The sequence below is a fragment of the Pseudomonas sp. FW507-12TSA genome (genome assembly GCF_058781435.1).
Map to the genome: position 1 here is coordinate 1 of NZ_JBYSWT010000030.1, position 15,346 is coordinate 15,346.

The window sequence follows — 15,346 nt, forward strand, 5'->3', positions numbered from 1 at the left end:
GTAACAGGGAGGGCAGTGGGGTCGATTGACGGGGTTTCCAGGGACTACCCCCAGCAGCACCAGGCGAAGGTGGTCAGGCAAAGCAGCAGGGGCAGGGTGTCGAGAAAATCGTTCATGCCAACGCAGTCCATTCAGGTGGGTGCCGGCAATGTAAGGGGGCTCCAGGGGCCTGTCTGTTGCGATTGTGTGAATTTTCAGCGCATTTTCGTTTAACCGGAATCGGGGGCTGAAGCCCCTGTGTAGTACTGCTCAAAGGGCGGGTGGCCAGGGTGGAGAGTTAAGTTGTTGAAAAATAATGACTTAAAAAAATTGTGGATATTTAAATGGTTAAGTGCTTTTATTTACGTTTTTTTCAAAAAATAACTTGTTACAGAATGTACCAACCCGTTACTATAGCTCCGCGTTCACCTACCACGGTTTATGCATTTTTAGCCCCAAGTGTCCATCAGCTGCTTGGGCTTTTTTTTGCCTGCGATTTACCCAGGCCAGTGCTGCCAGGGACTGGCCGCATGCGCCTCCTGGCCCGGTATCCCCTGTTCTTTTGACCATTTGGGTCGCCATTTTCGTGCCGGTTCCCGGAGCTGATACAGTACGCAGGCTGAGTAGGAGGACGTATGCGTGCGGTGGGACGCTGATGATCCGGGACGAGGATGAAAGGGCCGACAGCGACGGGTTCAGGGCACTGGCGTTGTCCCTGATGGGCATTGCCGTGATCCTTGGAGCGTGCATCGTCCGCTTCAACATCGAGGTCGACAGGGAGCGTGCCCGGGCCCAGGAAGAAATCCTGCACTGCCGTCGGCAGAACCTGCCTTCGACCAAGCCTGTGGTCGACGCCGCCTCACCTGCGGATGAATGCCGCGGCCTGGAAGACCACTATGCCAGGCGGTTCGGCCACTCCTATTGAGCCTGCAGCGCAGCGACCGCCTTAGCCGCTGCGCACACCGCCTGTCGCTTCAGGCCTCGACGATATTCAGCCCCTCCGCCGCCTGGGGCGCGACGAAGTAACTGCAGATCAGCTCGAACTGTTCGTCGCTGGTGGCGAACGGGTGCTCGCCTTGGTTGTTGCGCTCACGCAGCCGGCTGCGACAGACACCCTCGGCGACATTCAGTACATGCAGGCGATGGGGAACCTGTGCCTGGTCCGCCAGGCCGCGCAACCAGGCGCGCTGGGCCAGCGTATTGGCGGGGAAGTCCAGCACCACGCTGGTGCCGGCCTGCAACATGGCGACGACCAGCGGCCCCAGGGCCTCGCCCAGGCGTCGGGCGTGGAGTTGATAGTCCGCAAGACAATGGATCATCTGCGGATACAACCGGGCCAGCCACAGGTCCTCGCAGATCAGCACGCAGCCAGGGGCCTGGGCCAGTTGCCGGGCGAGTGTCGATTTACCTGAGGCGATCTTGCCGCATAGCAGGTGCAAGACCGGGTTGGATGGAGGGTTCATGCTTCGTCTCCTTGCTTGAAGCCTCGCAAGAGCGGTCATGAATCCCGCCTCCGAGGCGGGTTGATTGCGGTTCGGACAGCCGCTGGCCCACCCTCTAGAGGATGGTAATAATCGCTGGGCGGCAGGGCTGAAGAAGTCGGTCCATGGAGCGAACATACACAGTTGGCGAAACCATGCCCAGGAAAACCTTAAGGGCTGTCAGCAGCAAAATAGTGGCGGCTAGTTCGTGGTCGGCCATTTTCAGGAACTGCGATGCAGTTAACACCGGGGTGTGTTTTTTCCGATACACAAGGCGCATGCTCGCCTATGCTGGATCGGAAAAATTCCCATCAACACTACGTAGGCTAGGATGCCATGCTCTCGACCCATGAGCTGTGCCACATATTGGAATCCGGCTTCCTGCCGCTTTCCTGCGCCTGCAATGTCAATCCTGGCGGATCGCTGACCATCAAGATCTACGATGCGGTATCTGGCCGGGTGGACTTGCTGCTCCCGGGCGTTTCCACCGCGCAGCTCACCAGCGTGCGGGATATTTCCAACCTGATCGGCGAATTGCGCACCGAGCTGCGAGCAGGGCGGCGAGCTTTCGCCGGCGGCTTCGGCAGCCCTGTCGGCTGACTTGCCTGCCCGATCATTGTTGACAGTTGAACATCCCATGGCGAGGGCATAGCGTTTAGCCGTTCGCCCAGTATCTGTGGCTCTTTACCGGTTCATGGATGGCGAGGTCATCTGTACTGGGCGAACTCCCTTGGGGACTTGCACGTGATCCTTGAAGCTGCGATTTCTCCTGCGCTAGGATTTGCCCCCGGAGATGGCATTCCTCCTTGAACCGCTTCGTGCTGATGATGCCTACGTGAACCCTGGACAGGGTGCGTAGGTGTGCCTGCCCCTGTCCTCAACCAGGACAGGACCATGATACCGACTGCTCTAGCACTCCCTTCTTGCATCACCTCTCGCTTTCCCCATCGGCCATGCCCCTCGATGGAGGTTTGCCCAGCATGCTGAAATCACTCCTGGTCATTGCCATGGGCGCGTCGACCGGTGCCTGGTTACGCTGGTTCCTGGGCCTCAAGCTCAATCTGTTGTTTGCGGCCATCCCCCCGGGGACCGTGGTGGCGAACATGGTCGGTGGCTACATCATTGGCCTGGCCCTGGCTTTCCTCGCGGCATCTCCTTCCTTGAGCCCTGAATGGCGGTTATTGATCATCACCGGCTTCTGTGGAGGGCTGACCACGTTCTCGACCTTTTCCGCTGAGACTGTATCCCTGCTCCAGGAGGGCAAGTTGCTGTGGGCCTTGGGCTCGGTGGCACTGCATGTGGTGGGCTCGTTGCTGATGACGGCGGCGGGCCTGGCATCCTTCCAGTTGCTCGGTACCCGATGAGGAATGCGGAAAAAGTGCCATTGCTTGGGCGATGAAAAGCTATCTTCGAAGAGCTGAATCGTATAACTGAATAATCATGTCTCTGGATATTTTCAGGGGCGTAGCAGACAGGGGTGGGTATTACCGATGGTCGACACGGCCTTGCGAATATGGTGTGCAGTCAGCGTGCTGTGCGTGGCTTCGTTCACGATGGTGACTTCCGAGTTCGCCCCCATCGGCATGTTGTCGCAGATTTCTGCCGATCTTGACCAGGTACCGTCCACCGTCGGCCTGACCGTGACCCTGTACGCGTGGATCGGTGCCGCCAGCGGTTTGTCGTCCAATTGGCTGAACCGCTGGATCGCCCGCAAGACGCTGCTGATCGTGTTGATGCTGGTGCTGGCGGTATCCAACGCACTGGCGGCGTTATCCCCTGAATTCTCGATGCTGCTCGGCGCCCGGGCAGTGGGAGCCCTGGCCCACGGGGTGTTCTGGGCAACCGTGGCGGCCACCGCCGCACACATAGCGCCGGCACGGCGCATGGGCCTGGCCACCTCGATCGTGCTGGGCGGGATCACCATCGCCACCGTCATGGGCGTGCCGTTGATCAATCTGGTAGGCCAGTACGATGGCTGGCGCACGGCGTTCGCCTGCCTGGCCCTGATGTGTGTCGCCAGCGCCGCGGCAATGGCCCTGGTGCTGCCGAGCATGCGTATTCCCTCGCTGGTCGAGGGCGGCGGTTTCGCCGTGGTCCTGCGCCGCAAGGACCTGCTGATCACCTACGTCATCACCGGGCTGACGGCGGCCGCCCACTTTAGCGCCTATACCTTCGTCGAGCCGTTCATTGGCCAGGTACCGGGCATCACCTCCTACATGATCGCGGTGCTGCTGTTCGCCTTTGGAGCCGCAGGTTTCCTGGGCAATTTGTTGAGCGCGCTGTTCATCGATCGCTACCTGAAGGCATTCATCCTGGTGGCGTTGCTCGGCATGGCCCTGGCCCTGGTGATCCTGGGGGGCTATGGGCCGCGGCTGGGCGTCGTCCTGGTGGTCGGCCTGCTGGTGCTCTGGGGTGTGTCGATCTCGGCGTTGTTCACCGGCTTGCAGACCTGGGTCCTGAGGGTCGCCGGCGAGCACACGGTGCCGGCGACCGCGATCCATACCGCAGTGCTCAACAGCGCGATCGGGGTGGGCGTGATCATTGGCGGGCAGGCCCTGGATGTGGCCGGGTTCAAGGGCGCGATGCTCTCGGCCAGCCTGGTGATCGTCCCGGCGATCGTGCTGATGATCATCTCGGGCTTGCGCTCGCGTAGCGAACCGCGTACTTCGGCGGTGCCCGGGATGGCCTGTGAAGGAGGGGGTGGCAGCGCGCCGGAGCAATGAGAGTGGTGGAAAAACAGAGGACTGCGCAACAGAAAATACCGAGGCATGCCCGGTTTATCTCATTACCCGCCGGGCCTTTCGCTGATGGCCGCCTTTGCCAGCCAGAGGGTACTAGTTGGCCCGTATTGGGGTGTCGGGAATGGGCTGACTGATCAACAAGGCAGCATTATCGTGGTTGTTGCGTGCCACCCTTGCCTGATGCCGGCGCACCAGGGCACATGTCTGCCCAGTGCGTAACGGTCATGTCGTTGAGTCGCTCGCCAATGGTGTCGACACGAAGGCAGGCACCTTTCCTTGAGTAGAACAGGATGCAACGCGAGCTATCAAAAGAGCAGGTATCGACCTCGAACAAATGGTGCATAGCCAGCTCCCGTTCCACCCCGCTGTATTCATAGTGATCAGTGGCGTGTATCCGTGTCGGCTTCCAATCATGTTCGAGCAGCTTGGCTCTGGCCGTGAGCAAAGACTCTCCGGCAATGATACCGGCTGGCCCGCGCAGGGCGTTTGTCGCCGGCGTGCCATCGGTGAACGCTGAGCAGATGCCGATGTAAAAAAGTACTACGAGCTTTAGGGGCGCAGCCTTCATTTGACAGTTCCATCAGTCGATATTCAGCAGCAAGAGCGTCAGGACAGAACTACCGGTTCCGGTTTGACGGATTTACTGAAGCGCAAGGTATGCACATACCTGGCCAGCATCCACAGTCCTGCAGAAATAACAGCGGCAATGAAAAAGCGTCAAATTCCGGGAAACCGCGGAAATGAGAATTGCGGAGCACGCTTTAAAATTGCGGAGCAAAAACAACAAGGGCCTGCATGATGAAATCACGCAAGCCCTTGATTTATATGGTGCCCGAAGCCGGAATCGAACCGGCACGCCCTTACGAGCGGGGGATTTTAAGTCCCATGCGTCTACCAGTTTCGCCATTCGGGCGGTAGCGCGATAACGCGGCACTGGGGTCTTGAGTTGGCATTGCGCCAGCCAGTGCTTGAAACAGGGTGTGGAATATATACATCCACTCCTTGTGAAGCAAGGTCGAAACCGCCAAAAAGGCTTCTTCCGGCGCTTTGGAGGCACGAAAAAAACCGCGATAAATCATGGGGCTACGATTATTTTGGCTGGTTTTGCTTCAGCGCTGTCCTGGGTCCGGCTGCACCAGGTGCCGCCAGGGAAATACCTCGCGGGCGAAATGACTCACGTAGCCGCCTGTCGTGGCCTGGATCACCATGAACTGCAAAGCGGCACGCATCTGTTGCAAGGCTTGCAGTTGCGCAAGGCTCAGGCAGGTGTTGCGCAGCCGCAGTATCCGCAGCGAGTCCATGGCGGGGCTGGCGAACAGCTTTTCGTAGCTGGAAAACGCGGTGACGACACCGGCCTCGCGCCGCTGCGCCCAGGTCTGTTGCAGCTCGCTGGATTCGCTGAAGTCCAGGGTGGACAAGCCTGGCAAGTTGTTCGCTGCGGCCAGGTTGTCGATGAAGCCCTGGGTGTCGGAGCCAGCGCCAATGCGCAGCAGTTCCAGGTGTGACAGGTCCACCTGGAAGAAATCGCCATTGGGAGCGTTGGGCAAGGTCAGTTCGCTGAGGTAGGGCGCCTTGGCGACGAAGCGGGCGATCTCTCCGGCCTCTGCCATCATGCTGCCGGCCTTTTGCACCAGCGAGGTGTTGTGGTGCTCGGGGGCGGTGGGGCTGATCGCCAGGGACCTGAGCTGGGTAAAGGTCACGGCGCTGTCCAGCAACGGAGTGAACTCCCATTCGCGGGTGCCGTTGGCGCCGGTGTCGGGGCCGCAGAACAGCAACGAACTGATGACGCTGGCCACGGCCTGCTCGGCCAGGCACTCCAGGGTCCAGGCCAGGGGCTCGTCCCACAGCTCACCATGGAACTCCACATGCAAGCCACCGCGCATGGGCGCCAGGGCCAGGTAGTTGTAGTCGCTGGTCCACAGCGGCGTGGTGAAGTCATCGGGATCGTCGTCGCGCTCGGCGGCCTGCTCTCGAGTGAACTGATGAATGCGCTGCTGCAGCGCCAGTAGCCGCTGGTAGCCTGGAGAGGACAAGGGATCGGACATCGGGAAAATCCACGGGTGGGGGTAGGGGCAGGGCGCTCAAGGCGGATCGATGATAACAAACCCGCAGGGCGTCGCAGGCGGGGCGATCGGTACAGTTTTCCAACAAATAGAGCCTGTTGCCGGACTGTCGCGCAGGCTAGGATCGGCCCGCAAACCACACTTGGATCATGCGGGACGGAGCCGGAACATGTTGCAAGCACCACTGCCCCTGGCGGCATCGACGGGCCTGGACGCCAGGGAAATCACCCTGGCCGACGAAGCCGTGCTGCAGCGGTTCTTTGTCGCCAACCCAGGCTACTTCCATCTGGTGCATGGTTGCGCGCCGCAGCCGGACGAAGCCCGCAACGAGATCCAGGACAGCCTGCCCGAAGGCTGGAGTTTTACCCGCAAATGGAAGATCGGTTATTTCGACGATCAGGGCGAGCTGGTGGCTTTTGCCAGCCTGGTCAGCGATCTGCTGGCCCAGGGGGTATGGCATATCGGCTTGTTCATGGTGGCGAGCTCCCACCAGGGCGGCGGCATCGCCGGGCAACTGCATGAACAGCTCGAAAGCTGGGCTGGTGAACAGGGCGCGCGCTGGCTACGGCTGGTGGTGGTGCAGGACAACCTGCGGGCCCAGGGCTTCTGGAGGCGATGCGGCTACGCCCAGGTGCGAACCCGGGACGATATCGAGCTGGGTCTGTTGCGCCATCAAGTGTCTATCATGCTCAAGCCACTGGTGCCGAGCGATCTTGCCGATTACCTGGAACTGATGCCCCATGACCGGAGCGGTTCCATGGCGCCACCCAAGTCCAGGCCTGCACTAGATGAGTAAGCCGCCATGTCGATGAAACTGCCGTCCAGCATTGTCCGGTTCATCGGCGATGCTCAGCTGGTGCCCGATACCGTAGGCGAGTCGCCCTGTCGGGTGCAGAGCTTTCATCGTTCGGGGGAAGTGTTTTTCCTCAAGTCGTCACCGGCGATCTTCGCGCCCACCACCTACAGCGTATTGCGCGAGGCTCGGGTCCTGGACTGGCTGGCCGGGCGGCTGAAGGTCCCCGAGCTGGTACTGGTGGCGCAGGACCCTGGGCACGAGTTCATGATCACCCGCCAAGTGCCTGGAGTGCCGCTGTCCGAGTGGCTCGGCGAGCCAACGGTGGTGCTGGAGCTGTTCGTACAGGCATTGCGCCAGGTACAGGCGGTGCCGGTGATGGATTGTCCATTGGATTCGGGTATCGCGGTGCGCCTCGCGGAGCTGGACTACCTGCTGGCCAACGGACTGTGTGCTGCGGAGCATGATCTCGGGCAATGGGCGGGCCTGACCAGCGCCGAGGATCTACGGGATCGTTTGCATGGCAACAGGCCCCGGGAAGAGCGGCTGTTCTCCCATGGCGACCTGGGCGACAGCAATGTCTTCGTCGATCAGCGCGGTGAACTGCATTTCATCGATCTCGGGCGCGGCGGCCTGGCCGATCCTTGGCTGGATATCGCCTTCGTCCACCGTGACCTGCGCGAACAGCTCGGCCCGCAGCTTGCCGATGAGTTCCTGGCCGGCCTGCCGCTGCCCGACCAGCCTGCCCGGCGTGAATACTTCGAACAGCTGGATGAGTTGTTCTAGGGCGGTCCATGGGCTGAACTAACAACGGTCCTGCCAGTCCCATGGGACGTCTTTATCTGTCTGGGGGAAACACCATGAAGAACCGTCTTGCACCGCTCTGCGCCGCTGTTCTGGCCTCGACCCTGCCGATGCTGGCCCACGCCGCGCAGCCACAGGTTGCAGAGCCCTCCTATCAGAGCCAGGTCGCTCGCTACCAGTGCGAAGGCAAGGTGCGTATCGACGCGGCCTACTTGAACATCGACAACGGTACTTCCTTCGCCACCCTCTACTACAAGGACCAACTGATTCCGATGCACATCGCACGCTCGGCTTCCGGGGCCCTGTATGTGGCGGACGACGAGCAGAACAGCTTCCGCTGGCATACCAAGGGCAAGGGCGCCGTGCTGTCGTTCCTGGAGGCCGATCACACTGCCAAGGAGCAGGTCCTGCTCAAGGACTGCCAGGAACTGGACCCTCAGTAAGGGGTGTTCGGGAGGCAAAAAAATGCCCGCGGGAGAGCGCGGGCCAATACCTTAGTTGCTTGAATGAGCAAGGCGACTATACCGAGACCGAGCCGGGGCCTGGATGAAAGAAGTTTCATCCAGGCCCCGCTTCGTATTTGGTCGGCAAATGGCCGGCTGCTGCGGTAACTGTTCTAACCTCAAGAAGCGAAGCACAAATCCCTTCAGGAAGAGAGGTGGGCATGGCACTGCAACAGCAACGCCCTGGCGAGCACGAAAGCAACGAGGAGGTGGAGGAGCCCGAGGTCGAGCACTGGGAGCCGCCACCCCAGACCTGGAAGCATCCGGACGACGGCAAGAGCCTGTCGGAGCTGGATGAAGAACGTCCCCTGAGACCCTGAGCCACAGCCCCGCCATCGAGCGGGGTTGTGGTTCCTGGTGCCGGCTGCCTGCTCTGGTACCATCGCCGGCGTTGCCGTCCCGGGGTATCGGGACGGGTTGTTCGCTTAAGGGAGAAACCCATGATCGTCACCACCACCGCCCAGATCGAAGGCCGCGAAATCGCCGCTTACCTGGATATCGTCAGCTCGGAATCCGTCCAGGGCATCAACGTGGTCCGCGACCTGTTCGCCGGCATGCGCGACTTCTTCGGTGGGCGCTCCCAGACCCTCGAACGTGCCTTGCGCGAGGCCCGGGTCCAGGCCACTGACGAGATCAAGGATCGCGCGCGTCGGCTGGATGCCGATGCCGTGGTCGGTGTGGATTTCGAGATCAGCATGCCTTCAGGTCGCGGCGGCATGGTGGTGGTCTTCGCCACCGGCACTGCGGTCAAGCTCAAGTAACCGGCGGCGAGTCGGCGAGGCTCATCCGATCGGGGTGCACAATTCCACCAGGGTGCCATCCGGGCAACGGACGTAGGACACCGTCTGCCCCCAAGGCTTGGTGATGGGTGCGGCCAGTTCCCGCGCACCGTGTTCCAGGGCCTTGGCGTGGGCCGCCTGGACATCCTCGGTGACCAGGCCCAGCTCCATGCCCAGGGGTTGCCGTGAGCTATGGGCGGCGACGTGGCCGTCCTGGAAGTTCATCTGCGCCAACTGGTGGTCGGCGAAGGCCAGGGCGGTGCTGCCGGTCTCCAGTTCCCCGTAGGTGCCGGACTCGTGGAGGAAGCGGCGCTTGAAGCCGAAGGCTTGCTCGAAGAACCGCAAGGAGTCTTCCACCTGCGGAACATAGATGATGGTGTAGCCGAACTGCATGGGTTGACGCTCCCTGTCACTGGATGAGAGGACGCGAATCTAGCACGAAGTCGCGCACTGCCTGTAACGCGTGAACTCATGCTTGGTGCTCCTGGAGCTGCCAGCCTTGGGCCGACCATTGCAGGGTATGGGTCACGGCCAGGGCCTGGAGAAAGTCCTGGTCATGGGAGGCCACCACCATGGCTCCGGGGAAGTCCCGCAGGGCCCGTTCGAAGGCTTGCACCGACTCCAGGTCCAGATGGTTGGTCGGTTCGTCGAGCAACAGCAGGCGTGCCGGGTTGCCATTCCACAGCGCCAGCGCCAGCGCGGCTTTCAGGCGTTCCCCACCACTGAGCAAGGCACAGGGTTGCTGCACCCGCTGGGCGTCCAGTTGCAGGCGCGCCAGGCGAGTGCGCAGGGCGCTCTCTTCCAGAGGCAAGGTGACGCTGGCCAACTGCTCCAGCAGGGAGTTTCCAGGGTCCAGCTGCGCCAGGTGCTGGTCCAGGTAGGCGCTGGCCACTGCCACCCGACATTCGCCGCTCACGGGTTGCAACTGGCCGGCGAGCATCTTCAGCAAGGTGGATTTGCCACAGCCATTGGGGCCGACCAGAGCGATGCGTGCCGGCCCGCTGACATTGCAGGTCAGGAAGGACGATGGCGCGCGGCTATCCAGCCAGGGCAGCTGTGCCTGTTGCAGGTTGAACACGCTCTGGCCCGCCGGCAGGGTGGTGGCGGGCAAGGTCAGCAGCGTCGGCTGTTCCGGGCCGACGCGGGCAAAGGCCTCGCGCACCTGGTCATCCAGGTTGTCCTTGTGCCCTTGGTGGGTGTGGCGCACCTTGCCCATGATGTCCCGGGCGGCGCCGAGCATCTTGGCCCGTTCGAAACCCGAGACATTGGCGGTCTTGGCGTACCGGCGCGATGCCGCGGCGTGGCGCTGGATGGTGTCGTGCTCCCGTTGCAGGCGCTTGTGCTCGCGACTGCGCTGGGTCCGCGCATGTTCCAGGGCCGCCTGGGCCGCTTCATGCTGCGCCTCGCGCTGGGCCTGGAACAGCTCGTAGTTGCCGCCGTAGACCTGTACCCCGTGGGGGCTGAGCTCGACGATACGCTGCACCTGCATCAGCAACTGGCGGTCGTGGCTGACCAGGATCAGCCCGCCACGCCATTGCTGCAATTGCTCGCTGAGCCAGCGCCGGCCGCTGCGATCCAGGTGGTTGCTGGGCTCGTCGAGCAACAGCAACTCGGCGGCGCTGAGCAGGGCGCCGACCAGCACCACCCGGGCCAGTTGCCCGCCACTGAGGACTGCGGCCGGATCGTCCGGCCCGACCTCCGGCAGGCCGGCAGCGTCCAGGGCCTGGCGCAGGCGTTCGGCCAGGTCCCAGCGCTCCTCCACCTGTTGCAGGTCTTCCAGGCTGGCGGTGCCGGCCGCCAAGCGCTCCAGCGCGCCCAGCGCCTCGGCGAGCCCGGCGACCTGGGCCACGCTCTGCCCAGGTTCGGGCCGCGGGTCCTGGGGCACGTAGGCCAGGTGGGCATTGCGCTGGATGCTGCCGGAAGTGGGTTGCAATTGGCCGGCGATCAAGCGCAGCAGCAGGGATTTGCCCATGCCGTTACGCCCGACGATGGCCGTTGGCTGGCGATCGAAAGTCAGGTTCAGGGCGTCAAGCAGGGTTTCGCCATTGGCGAATTGGTAAGTCAGCTGGTTCAGGGAAACCAGTGCGGGCAGCCGGGTGACGTGAGTCATCAGCACCTCCGGAAAATGCGCAAACAGGCCAACGAGCATGGAAGGGCTCGTCGCGGATACATTTCTGGAAGGCTTAGTTGTTCACGTTGGCAATCGCCCTTGGACGGCTAGGAAGGTGCGTAGCCTAGCGCCGGAAGATTCCGGCTGCCAAGCCTTAAATGTATGGGTTTTGTATTCAAGCCGGCGGCTTGGGCTGCCCAAGGTCTCGGAGAAAGCGTGCCAGGGCGGCTTCCTCGGCTTTCAGGCCCTGGCGTTTGCGCGAGCGTGGCAAGCGGGCCAGTTCACCTTGGGCGAAACCCTCCAGCAGCGCCGGATGGATGTAGCACTTGCGGCAGACCGCCGGGGTATTGCCCAGTTCGCAGGCCACTTGCTTGACGGTGGCCACCAGGTGTTTCCTGGCTTCCGAGTCCGGCTGCCATGGCAGGCGCCGCAGCAGCGCCAGGGCCAGAGCGCTACCGGCCCAGGTGCGGTAGTCCTTGGCGGTGAAGCTCATCCCGGTCAGTTGCTGCAGGTGCAGATTGATATCCGACGAACTCACCGAGTGCCGCTGGCCGTCTTCGTCCAGGTACTGGAACAGCTGCTGGCCGGGCAACTCCCGGCAGCGCTTGACCACTCGTGCCAGGCGCGGGTCCCGGACCGTGATCTGGTGCTCGACGCCGCTCTTGCCACGAAACTGGAAGTGAATGGCATTGCCGTTGACCTGGACATGGCGGTTACGCAGGGTAGTCAGCCCGTAGGAGCGATTGTCCCTGGCGTACTGGCTGTTGCCGACCCGGATCAGGCTTTCATCGAGCAAGGTGATGACCGTGGCCAGGACCTTGTCGCGGCTGAACCCGGGACTGGCCAGTTGCGCCTGCAGCTGGCGGCGCAGCCGGGGCAGGGCATTGCCGAACTGCAACAGCCGGGCGTACTTGTCGCTGTCGCGCACCTCGCGCCAACGTGGGTGGTAACGATACTGCTTGCGCCCGCGGGCATCACGCCCGGTGGCCTGCAAGTGGCCCTTGGGGTCGGCGCAGATCCATACCTGGACGTAGGCCGGCGGGATCGCCAGGGCGTTGATCCGCTGGATCTCGGCTACGTCGGTGATGCGCTGGCCCTGGGCTTGGTAATAGGCGAACTTGCCTCGCAGCTTGCGCCGGCTGATCCCGGGCTGGCGGTCGTCGGTGTAGTGCAGGTCTGGGGGCAGGTCGGGAGTGTCCGGGGTAACGGGCATGGCAGCGGATCCTTCGAGCGGCGGGCCGATAGGGAATGGACCGCGCCGCCGCCCCGGGGTGCCGGATTTCTAACAGGCCGTTGAAAAACGTAGGCGAGGCAGCCAGCGCAAGGCGCAAACAGGCAAAAAAGGCGCAGATTACAAGTGGTAAATGAGCATTTTGACCGGGCTGGCGCACCCGCCTGTTTTCAACGCAGCGATGGCAACGCAGGTAGTTTTTCAACGGCCTGCCAAGCCCCTATGCCAGGACGGCCACGGCCTTGATCTGGGCCCAGAGTCGTTGCCCGGGATGCAGGCCGAGCTGGTCCCGGGAGAAGCGGGTGATGCGCGCGAGCAAGGGCGTGCCCATGGCGTCCAGGCGCACCAGTACATGGGCGGTGTTGTCGGCCGGGATTTCCTCGCTGACGGTGACCGGCAGGCGATTGAGGATGCTGCTGTGCTCGCTGGCCTGCAGGCTCAGGCTGACGTCCCGGGCCTGGACCTTGAAGCGCAGGCTCCGGCCCGGCGCCACGGGTTCATGGGCCACGCGCACCAGCAGCTGGCTGCCGGGCAGTTGCAGGCTCAGCAGCTGGTAGGCCGGGTCGTAGGCGCTGACCTGGCCCTGGACCACCACGCCGGCGTCGTCGCCCAGGGCCAGGGGCAGGTCCAGGCGCGCCAGTGTGTCGCCCACCGGGCCGCTGGCCAGGGCCCTACCCTCGCTGAGCAGGACGATATGATCGGCCAGGCGCGCCACTTCATCCTGGGAATGGCTGACGTAGAGCACCGGGATATCCAGCTCGTCATGCAGGCGTTCCAGGTAGGGCAGGATCTCGTTCTTGCGCTTGGAGTCCAGGGCCGCCAGGGGTTCGTCCATCAGCAGCAACCGTGGGCTGGTGAGCAGGGCCCGGGCGATGCCGATGCGCTGGCGTTCACCGCCGGACAGGTGCTGCGGATGGCGCTGTAGCAGGTGGCCGATCCCCAGGAGTTCGGTGGCCTGGGCCATGTCGACCCGGCGCTGCTGCCTGGGAATACGGCGCAGGCCGAACTCCAGGTTGGCCTGCACCGACAGGTGGGGGAACAGGCTGGCTTCCTGGAACACGTAGCCCAGGGAGCGCTTGTGGGGGGGGACGAACAGCTTGCGCTGGCTGTCCTGCCAGAGTTCGTCGTTGATCTGGATGCGCCCGCGCCCGGTTTTCTCCAGGCCGGCGATGCAGCGCAGGCAGGTGGTCTTGCCGGAGCCCGAATGGCCGAACAGCGCCGTCACCCCGCGCCCGGGTAATTGCAGGTCAAGATCCAGGGCGAAGGCGCCATAGCCCACTTGCAGTTGCAGTTGGATGCTCATGCCGTCAGCTCCAGCCAGCCCGGGTCTTGCGGCTGGAGTACAAGACCAGCAGCACCAGGAACGAGAACACCAGCATCGCCCCGGCCAGCCAGTGGGCCTGGGCGTATTCCATGGCCTCGACATGATCGTAGATCTGCACCGACACCACCCGGGTCTTCGCGGGGATGTTGCCGCCGATCATCAGCACCACACCGAACTCGCCGACGGTGTGGGCAAACCCGAGGATCGCGGCAGTGATGAAGCCCGGCCGGGCCAGGGGCAGGATCACCGTGAAAAAGGTGTCCCAGGGGTTGGCGCGCAAGGTCGCGGCCACTTCCAGGGGCCGGCTGCCGATGGCCGAGAAGGCGTTTTGCAAAGGTTGCACCACGAAAGGCATGGAGTAGATCACCGAGCCCAGCACCAGCCCACTGAAACTGAAGGTCAGGGTGCCCAGCCCGAGGGATTGGGTGAGCTGGCCGAAGAACCCGTTGGGTCCCAGGGCCAGGAGCAGGTAGAAACCGATCACCGTGGGTGGCAGCACCAGCGGCAGGGCCACCACGGCGCCGATGGGACCGCGCAGCCAGGAGCGGGTGCGCGACAGCCACAGGGCAATCGGAGTGCCGACCACCAGCAGGATGAGGGTGGTCAGGGACGCCAGTTTCAGGGTCAGCCAGATCGCGGAGAAATCGGCACTCGAGAGGTTCATTTATAGCTGGTAGCCATAGGACTTGATGATCGCCGCGGCCTTCGGACCCTTGAGGTAGTCCACCAGGGCCTTGGCCGCAGGGTTGTCTTTGCCCTTGTTGAGGATCACTGCATCCTGCTTGATCGGGTCATGCATGTCGCCAGGCACGATCCACGCCGAGCCGCCGGTGACCTTGCCATCCTTGTAGATCTGCGACAGGGCGACGAAACCCAGTTCGGCGTTGCCGGTGGAAACGAACTGATAGGCCTGGGTGATGTTCTGGCCTTCGACGATCTTGCCCTTGACCTTGTCGGTCAGGCCCAGCTTGGCCAGCACCTGGGTCGCGGCCAGGCCGTAGGGTGCGGCCTTGGGGTTGGCGATGGACAGGTGCTGGTACTGGTTGTCCTTGAGCACCTGGCCCTTGCCGTCGACGTAACCATCCTTGGCCGACCACAGGGCCAGCGTGCCGACGGCGTAGGTGAAGCGCGAGCCCTTGACGATGTCGCCTTCGCTCTCGAGCTTTTCAGGGGTGCTGTCATCGGCGGCGAGGAAGACCTCGAAGGGCGCGCCGTTCTTGATCTGGGTATAGAACTGCCCGGTGGCGCCATAGGCGGCTACCAGCTTGTGTCCGGTGTCTTTCTCGAAGTCGCTGGCGATGGCCTGGATCGGGGCGGTGAAGTTGGCGGCGACCGCCACCTGGACCTCGGCGGCCTGGACCGAACCGAAGGCGAACAGGGCAAGCAGGGTAGCGAGGCAAGTCGGGGCGAAACCTGGGACGCGAAGGTTCATCGAACAGCTCCATTGAGGGGAAAAGGAAGCGTTGGGCAGTGACGGGCGGGAATGCAAGGGCTGCACCAAGGCGAGGAGAAATCGCTGTATAGCGAAATATATAGCG

The 15,346-nt window shown here is 62.8% G+C and carries 18 protein-coding genes, 1 tRNA gene and 1 riboswitch; of the genes, 9 read left to right on the top strand and 10 right to left on the bottom strand.

Going from position 1 to position 15,346, the window contains the following annotated elements; translation table 11 throughout:
- Nucleotides 1-634 precede the first annotated feature (634 nt).
- Nucleotides 635-904: a hypothetical protein gene (locus AC3WK8_RS24460; protein WP_103326053.1), complete on the top strand. Its 270-nt coding sequence runs from the start codon at nt 635-637 to the stop codon at nt 902-904.
- 49 nt (nt 905-953) lie between these two features.
- On the opposite strand, the gene AC3WK8_RS24465 is transcribed toward AC3WK8_RS24460, so the two are convergent.
- The gene (locus AC3WK8_RS24465; RefSeq protein WP_103326054.1) at nt 954-1,442 is read right to left on the bottom strand and encodes a P-loop nucleotide/nucleoside kinase family protein; all 489 of its coding nucleotides are present in this window, start codon (nt 1,440-1,442) and stop codon (nt 954-956) included.
- 354 nt (nt 1,443-1,796) lie between these two features.
- Between AC3WK8_RS24465 and AC3WK8_RS24470 the strand changes: the two genes are divergently transcribed.
- From AC3WK8_RS24470 to AC3WK8_RS24480, 3 genes are all read left to right on the top strand, one after another.
- Nucleotides 1,797-2,060 carry a DUF1652 domain-containing protein gene (locus AC3WK8_RS24470; RefSeq protein ID WP_085599678.1) on the top strand — a complete coding sequence of 88 codons (264 nt, stop codon included), beginning with the start codon at nt 1,797-1,799 and terminating at the stop codon, nt 2,058-2,060.
- Between the two features lie 180 nt (nt 2,061-2,240).
- Nucleotides 2,241-2,301: riboswitch (Fluoride riboswitch) on the top strand.
- Between the two features lie 139 nt (nt 2,302-2,440).
- The gene (crcB, locus tag AC3WK8_RS24475) at nt 2,441-2,824 is read left to right on the top strand and encodes a fluoride efflux transporter CrcB (RefSeq protein ID WP_085599680.1); all 384 of its coding nucleotides are present in this window, start codon (nt 2,441-2,443) and stop codon (nt 2,822-2,824) included.
- A gap of 174 nt (nt 2,825-2,998) precedes the next feature.
- On the top strand, nt 2,999-4,183 hold the full coding sequence (locus AC3WK8_RS24480) for an MFS transporter (protein ID WP_256592367.1): 1,185 nt from the start codon (nt 2,999-3,001) through the stop codon (nt 4,181-4,183).
- Between the two features lie 166 nt (nt 4,184-4,349).
- Here the strand turns inward: AC3WK8_RS24480 and AC3WK8_RS24485 are convergent, their stop codons facing one another.
- The 3 genes from AC3WK8_RS24485 to AC3WK8_RS24495 all read right to left on the bottom strand — a co-directional run bounded on the left by AC3WK8_RS24485 (nt 4,350) and on the right by AC3WK8_RS24495 (nt 6,246).
- Nucleotides 4,350-4,769 carry a hypothetical protein gene (locus tag AC3WK8_RS24485; protein WP_103326057.1) on the bottom strand — a complete coding sequence of 140 codons (420 nt, stop codon included), beginning with the start codon at nt 4,767-4,769 and terminating at the stop codon, nt 4,350-4,352.
- Nucleotides 4,770-5,027: 258 nt separating this feature from the next.
- A tRNA-Leu gene (locus AC3WK8_RS24490) sits at nt 5,028-5,114 on the bottom strand.
- A 196-nt stretch (nt 5,115-5,310) separates the two neighbouring features.
- Complete coding sequence (locus tag AC3WK8_RS24495) at nt 5,311-6,246, bottom strand: hypothetical protein (protein WP_103326058.1); 936 nt, start codon at nt 6,244-6,246, stop codon at nt 5,311-5,313.
- 187 nt (nt 6,247-6,433) lie between these two features.
- Here AC3WK8_RS24495 and AC3WK8_RS24500 point away from each other — a divergent pair, with 187 nt between their 5' ends.
- From AC3WK8_RS24500 to AC3WK8_RS24520, 5 genes are all read left to right on the top strand, one after another.
- The gene (locus AC3WK8_RS24500; protein WP_256592368.1) at nt 6,434-7,060 is read left to right on the top strand and encodes a GNAT family N-acetyltransferase; all 627 of its coding nucleotides are present in this window, start codon (nt 6,434-6,436) and stop codon (nt 7,058-7,060) included.
- Nucleotides 7,061-7,066: 6 nt separating this feature from the next.
- Nucleotides 7,067-7,843 carry an APH(3') family aminoglycoside O-phosphotransferase gene (locus tag AC3WK8_RS24505; protein WP_103326059.1) on the top strand — a complete coding sequence of 259 codons (777 nt, stop codon included), beginning with the start codon at nt 7,067-7,069 and terminating at the stop codon, nt 7,841-7,843.
- A 74-nt stretch (nt 7,844-7,917) separates the two neighbouring features.
- A complete protein-coding gene (locus AC3WK8_RS24510) occupies nt 7,918-8,304 on the top strand; it encodes an MliC family protein (protein WP_085599830.1) in 387 nt (128 codons plus the stop codon).
- A 221-nt stretch (nt 8,305-8,525) separates the two neighbouring features.
- The gene (locus tag AC3WK8_RS24515) at nt 8,526-8,684 is read left to right on the top strand and encodes a hypothetical protein (RefSeq protein ID WP_177409191.1); all 159 of its coding nucleotides are present in this window, start codon (nt 8,526-8,528) and stop codon (nt 8,682-8,684) included.
- Nucleotides 8,685-8,804: 120 nt separating this feature from the next.
- Complete coding sequence (locus AC3WK8_RS24520; RefSeq protein ID WP_022639133.1) at nt 8,805-9,125, top strand: YbjQ family protein; 321 nt, start codon at nt 8,805-8,807, stop codon at nt 9,123-9,125.
- Nucleotides 9,126-9,146: 21 nt separating this feature from the next.
- On the opposite strand, the gene AC3WK8_RS24525 is transcribed toward AC3WK8_RS24520, so the two are convergent.
- The 6 genes from AC3WK8_RS24525 to modA all read right to left on the bottom strand — a co-directional run bounded on the left by AC3WK8_RS24525 (nt 9,147) and on the right by modA (nt 15,240).
- Nucleotides 9,147-9,536: a VOC family protein gene (locus AC3WK8_RS24525; protein ID WP_103326060.1), complete on the bottom strand. Its 390-nt coding sequence runs from the start codon at nt 9,534-9,536 to the stop codon at nt 9,147-9,149.
- 76 nt (nt 9,537-9,612) lie between these two features.
- Nucleotides 9,613-11,253 (bottom strand): ABC-F family ATP-binding cassette domain-containing protein, encoded by a 1,641-nt coding sequence (locus AC3WK8_RS24530; protein ID WP_103326111.1) that lies wholly within the window; start codon nt 11,251-11,253, stop codon nt 9,613-9,615.
- Between the two features lie 175 nt (nt 11,254-11,428).
- Nucleotides 11,429-12,466, bottom strand: a complete 1,038-nt coding sequence (locus tag AC3WK8_RS24535; RefSeq protein WP_103326061.1) for a DNA topoisomerase IB — start codon at nt 12,464-12,466, stop codon at nt 11,429-11,431.
- A 238-nt stretch (nt 12,467-12,704) separates the two neighbouring features.
- Nucleotides 12,705-13,787: a molybdenum ABC transporter ATP-binding protein gene (gene modC, locus AC3WK8_RS24540; protein WP_085599836.1), complete on the bottom strand. Its 1,083-nt coding sequence runs from the start codon at nt 13,785-13,787 to the stop codon at nt 12,705-12,707.
- 4 nt (nt 13,788-13,791) lie between these two features.
- Nucleotides 13,792-14,472, bottom strand: coding sequence for a molybdate ABC transporter permease subunit (gene modB / locus AC3WK8_RS24545; RefSeq protein WP_103326062.1), 681 nt, complete (start codon nt 14,470-14,472; stop codon nt 13,792-13,794).
- Nucleotides 14,473-15,240, bottom strand: coding sequence for a molybdate ABC transporter substrate-binding protein (modA, locus tag AC3WK8_RS24550; protein WP_103326063.1), 768 nt, complete (start codon nt 15,238-15,240; stop codon nt 14,473-14,475). It lies immediately after the preceding gene.
- Nucleotides 15,241-15,346 lie beyond the last annotated feature (106 nt).

Excerpts from the sequence above, each read along its gene's own strand:
- AC3WK8_RS24520 (WP_022639133.1), top strand. The coding sequence starts at position 8,805 with ATGATCGTCACCACCACCGCCCAGATCGAAGGCCGCGAAATCGCCGCT.
- AC3WK8_RS24505 (WP_103326059.1), top strand. The coding sequence starts at position 7,067 with ATGTCGATGAAACTGCCGTCCAGCATTGTCCGGTTCATCGGCGATGCT.
- AC3WK8_RS24465 (WP_103326054.1), bottom strand. The coding sequence starts at position 1,442 with ATGAACCCTCCATCCAACCCGGTCTTGCACCTGCTATGCGGCAAGATC.
- AC3WK8_RS24470 (WP_085599678.1), top strand. The coding sequence starts at position 1,797 with ATGCTCTCGACCCATGAGCTGTGCCACATATTGGAATCCGGCTTCCTG.
- AC3WK8_RS24460 (WP_103326053.1), top strand. The coding sequence starts at position 635 with ATGATCCGGGACGAGGATGAAAGGGCCGACAGCGACGGGTTCAGGGCA.
- AC3WK8_RS24515 (WP_177409191.1), top strand. The coding sequence starts at position 8,526 with ATGGCACTGCAACAGCAACGCCCTGGCGAGCACGAAAGCAACGAGGAG.
- AC3WK8_RS24530 (WP_103326111.1), bottom strand. The coding sequence starts at position 11,253 with ATGACTCACGTCACCCGGCTGCCCGCACTGGTTTCCCTGAACCAGCTG.
- crcB (WP_085599680.1), top strand. The coding sequence starts at position 2,441 with ATGCTGAAATCACTCCTGGTCATTGCCATGGGCGCGTCGACCGGTGCC.
- AC3WK8_RS24535 (WP_103326061.1), bottom strand. The coding sequence starts at position 12,466 with ATGCCCGTTACCCCGGACACTCCCGACCTGCCCCCAGACCTGCACTAC.
- AC3WK8_RS24485 (WP_103326057.1), bottom strand. The coding sequence starts at position 4,769 with ATGAAGGCTGCGCCCCTAAAGCTCGTAGTACTTTTTTACATCGGCATC.
- modA (WP_103326063.1), bottom strand. The coding sequence starts at position 15,240 with ATGAACCTTCGCGTCCCAGGTTTCGCCCCGACTTGCCTCGCTACCCTG.
- modC (WP_085599836.1), bottom strand. The coding sequence starts at position 13,787 with ATGAGCATCCAACTGCAACTGCAAGTGGGCTATGGCGCCTTCGCCCTG.
- AC3WK8_RS24510 (WP_085599830.1), top strand. The coding sequence starts at position 7,918 with ATGAAGAACCGTCTTGCACCGCTCTGCGCCGCTGTTCTGGCCTCGACC.
- AC3WK8_RS24500 (WP_256592368.1), top strand. The coding sequence starts at position 6,434 with ATGTTGCAAGCACCACTGCCCCTGGCGGCATCGACGGGCCTGGACGCC.
- modB (WP_103326062.1), bottom strand. The coding sequence starts at position 14,472 with ATGAACCTCTCGAGTGCCGATTTCTCCGCGATCTGGCTGACCCTGAAA.
- AC3WK8_RS24495 (WP_103326058.1), bottom strand. The coding sequence starts at position 6,246 with ATGTCCGATCCCTTGTCCTCTCCAGGCTACCAGCGGCTACTGGCGCTG.
- AC3WK8_RS24525 (WP_103326060.1), bottom strand. The coding sequence starts at position 9,536 with ATGCAGTTCGGCTACACCATCATCTATGTTCCGCAGGTGGAAGACTCC.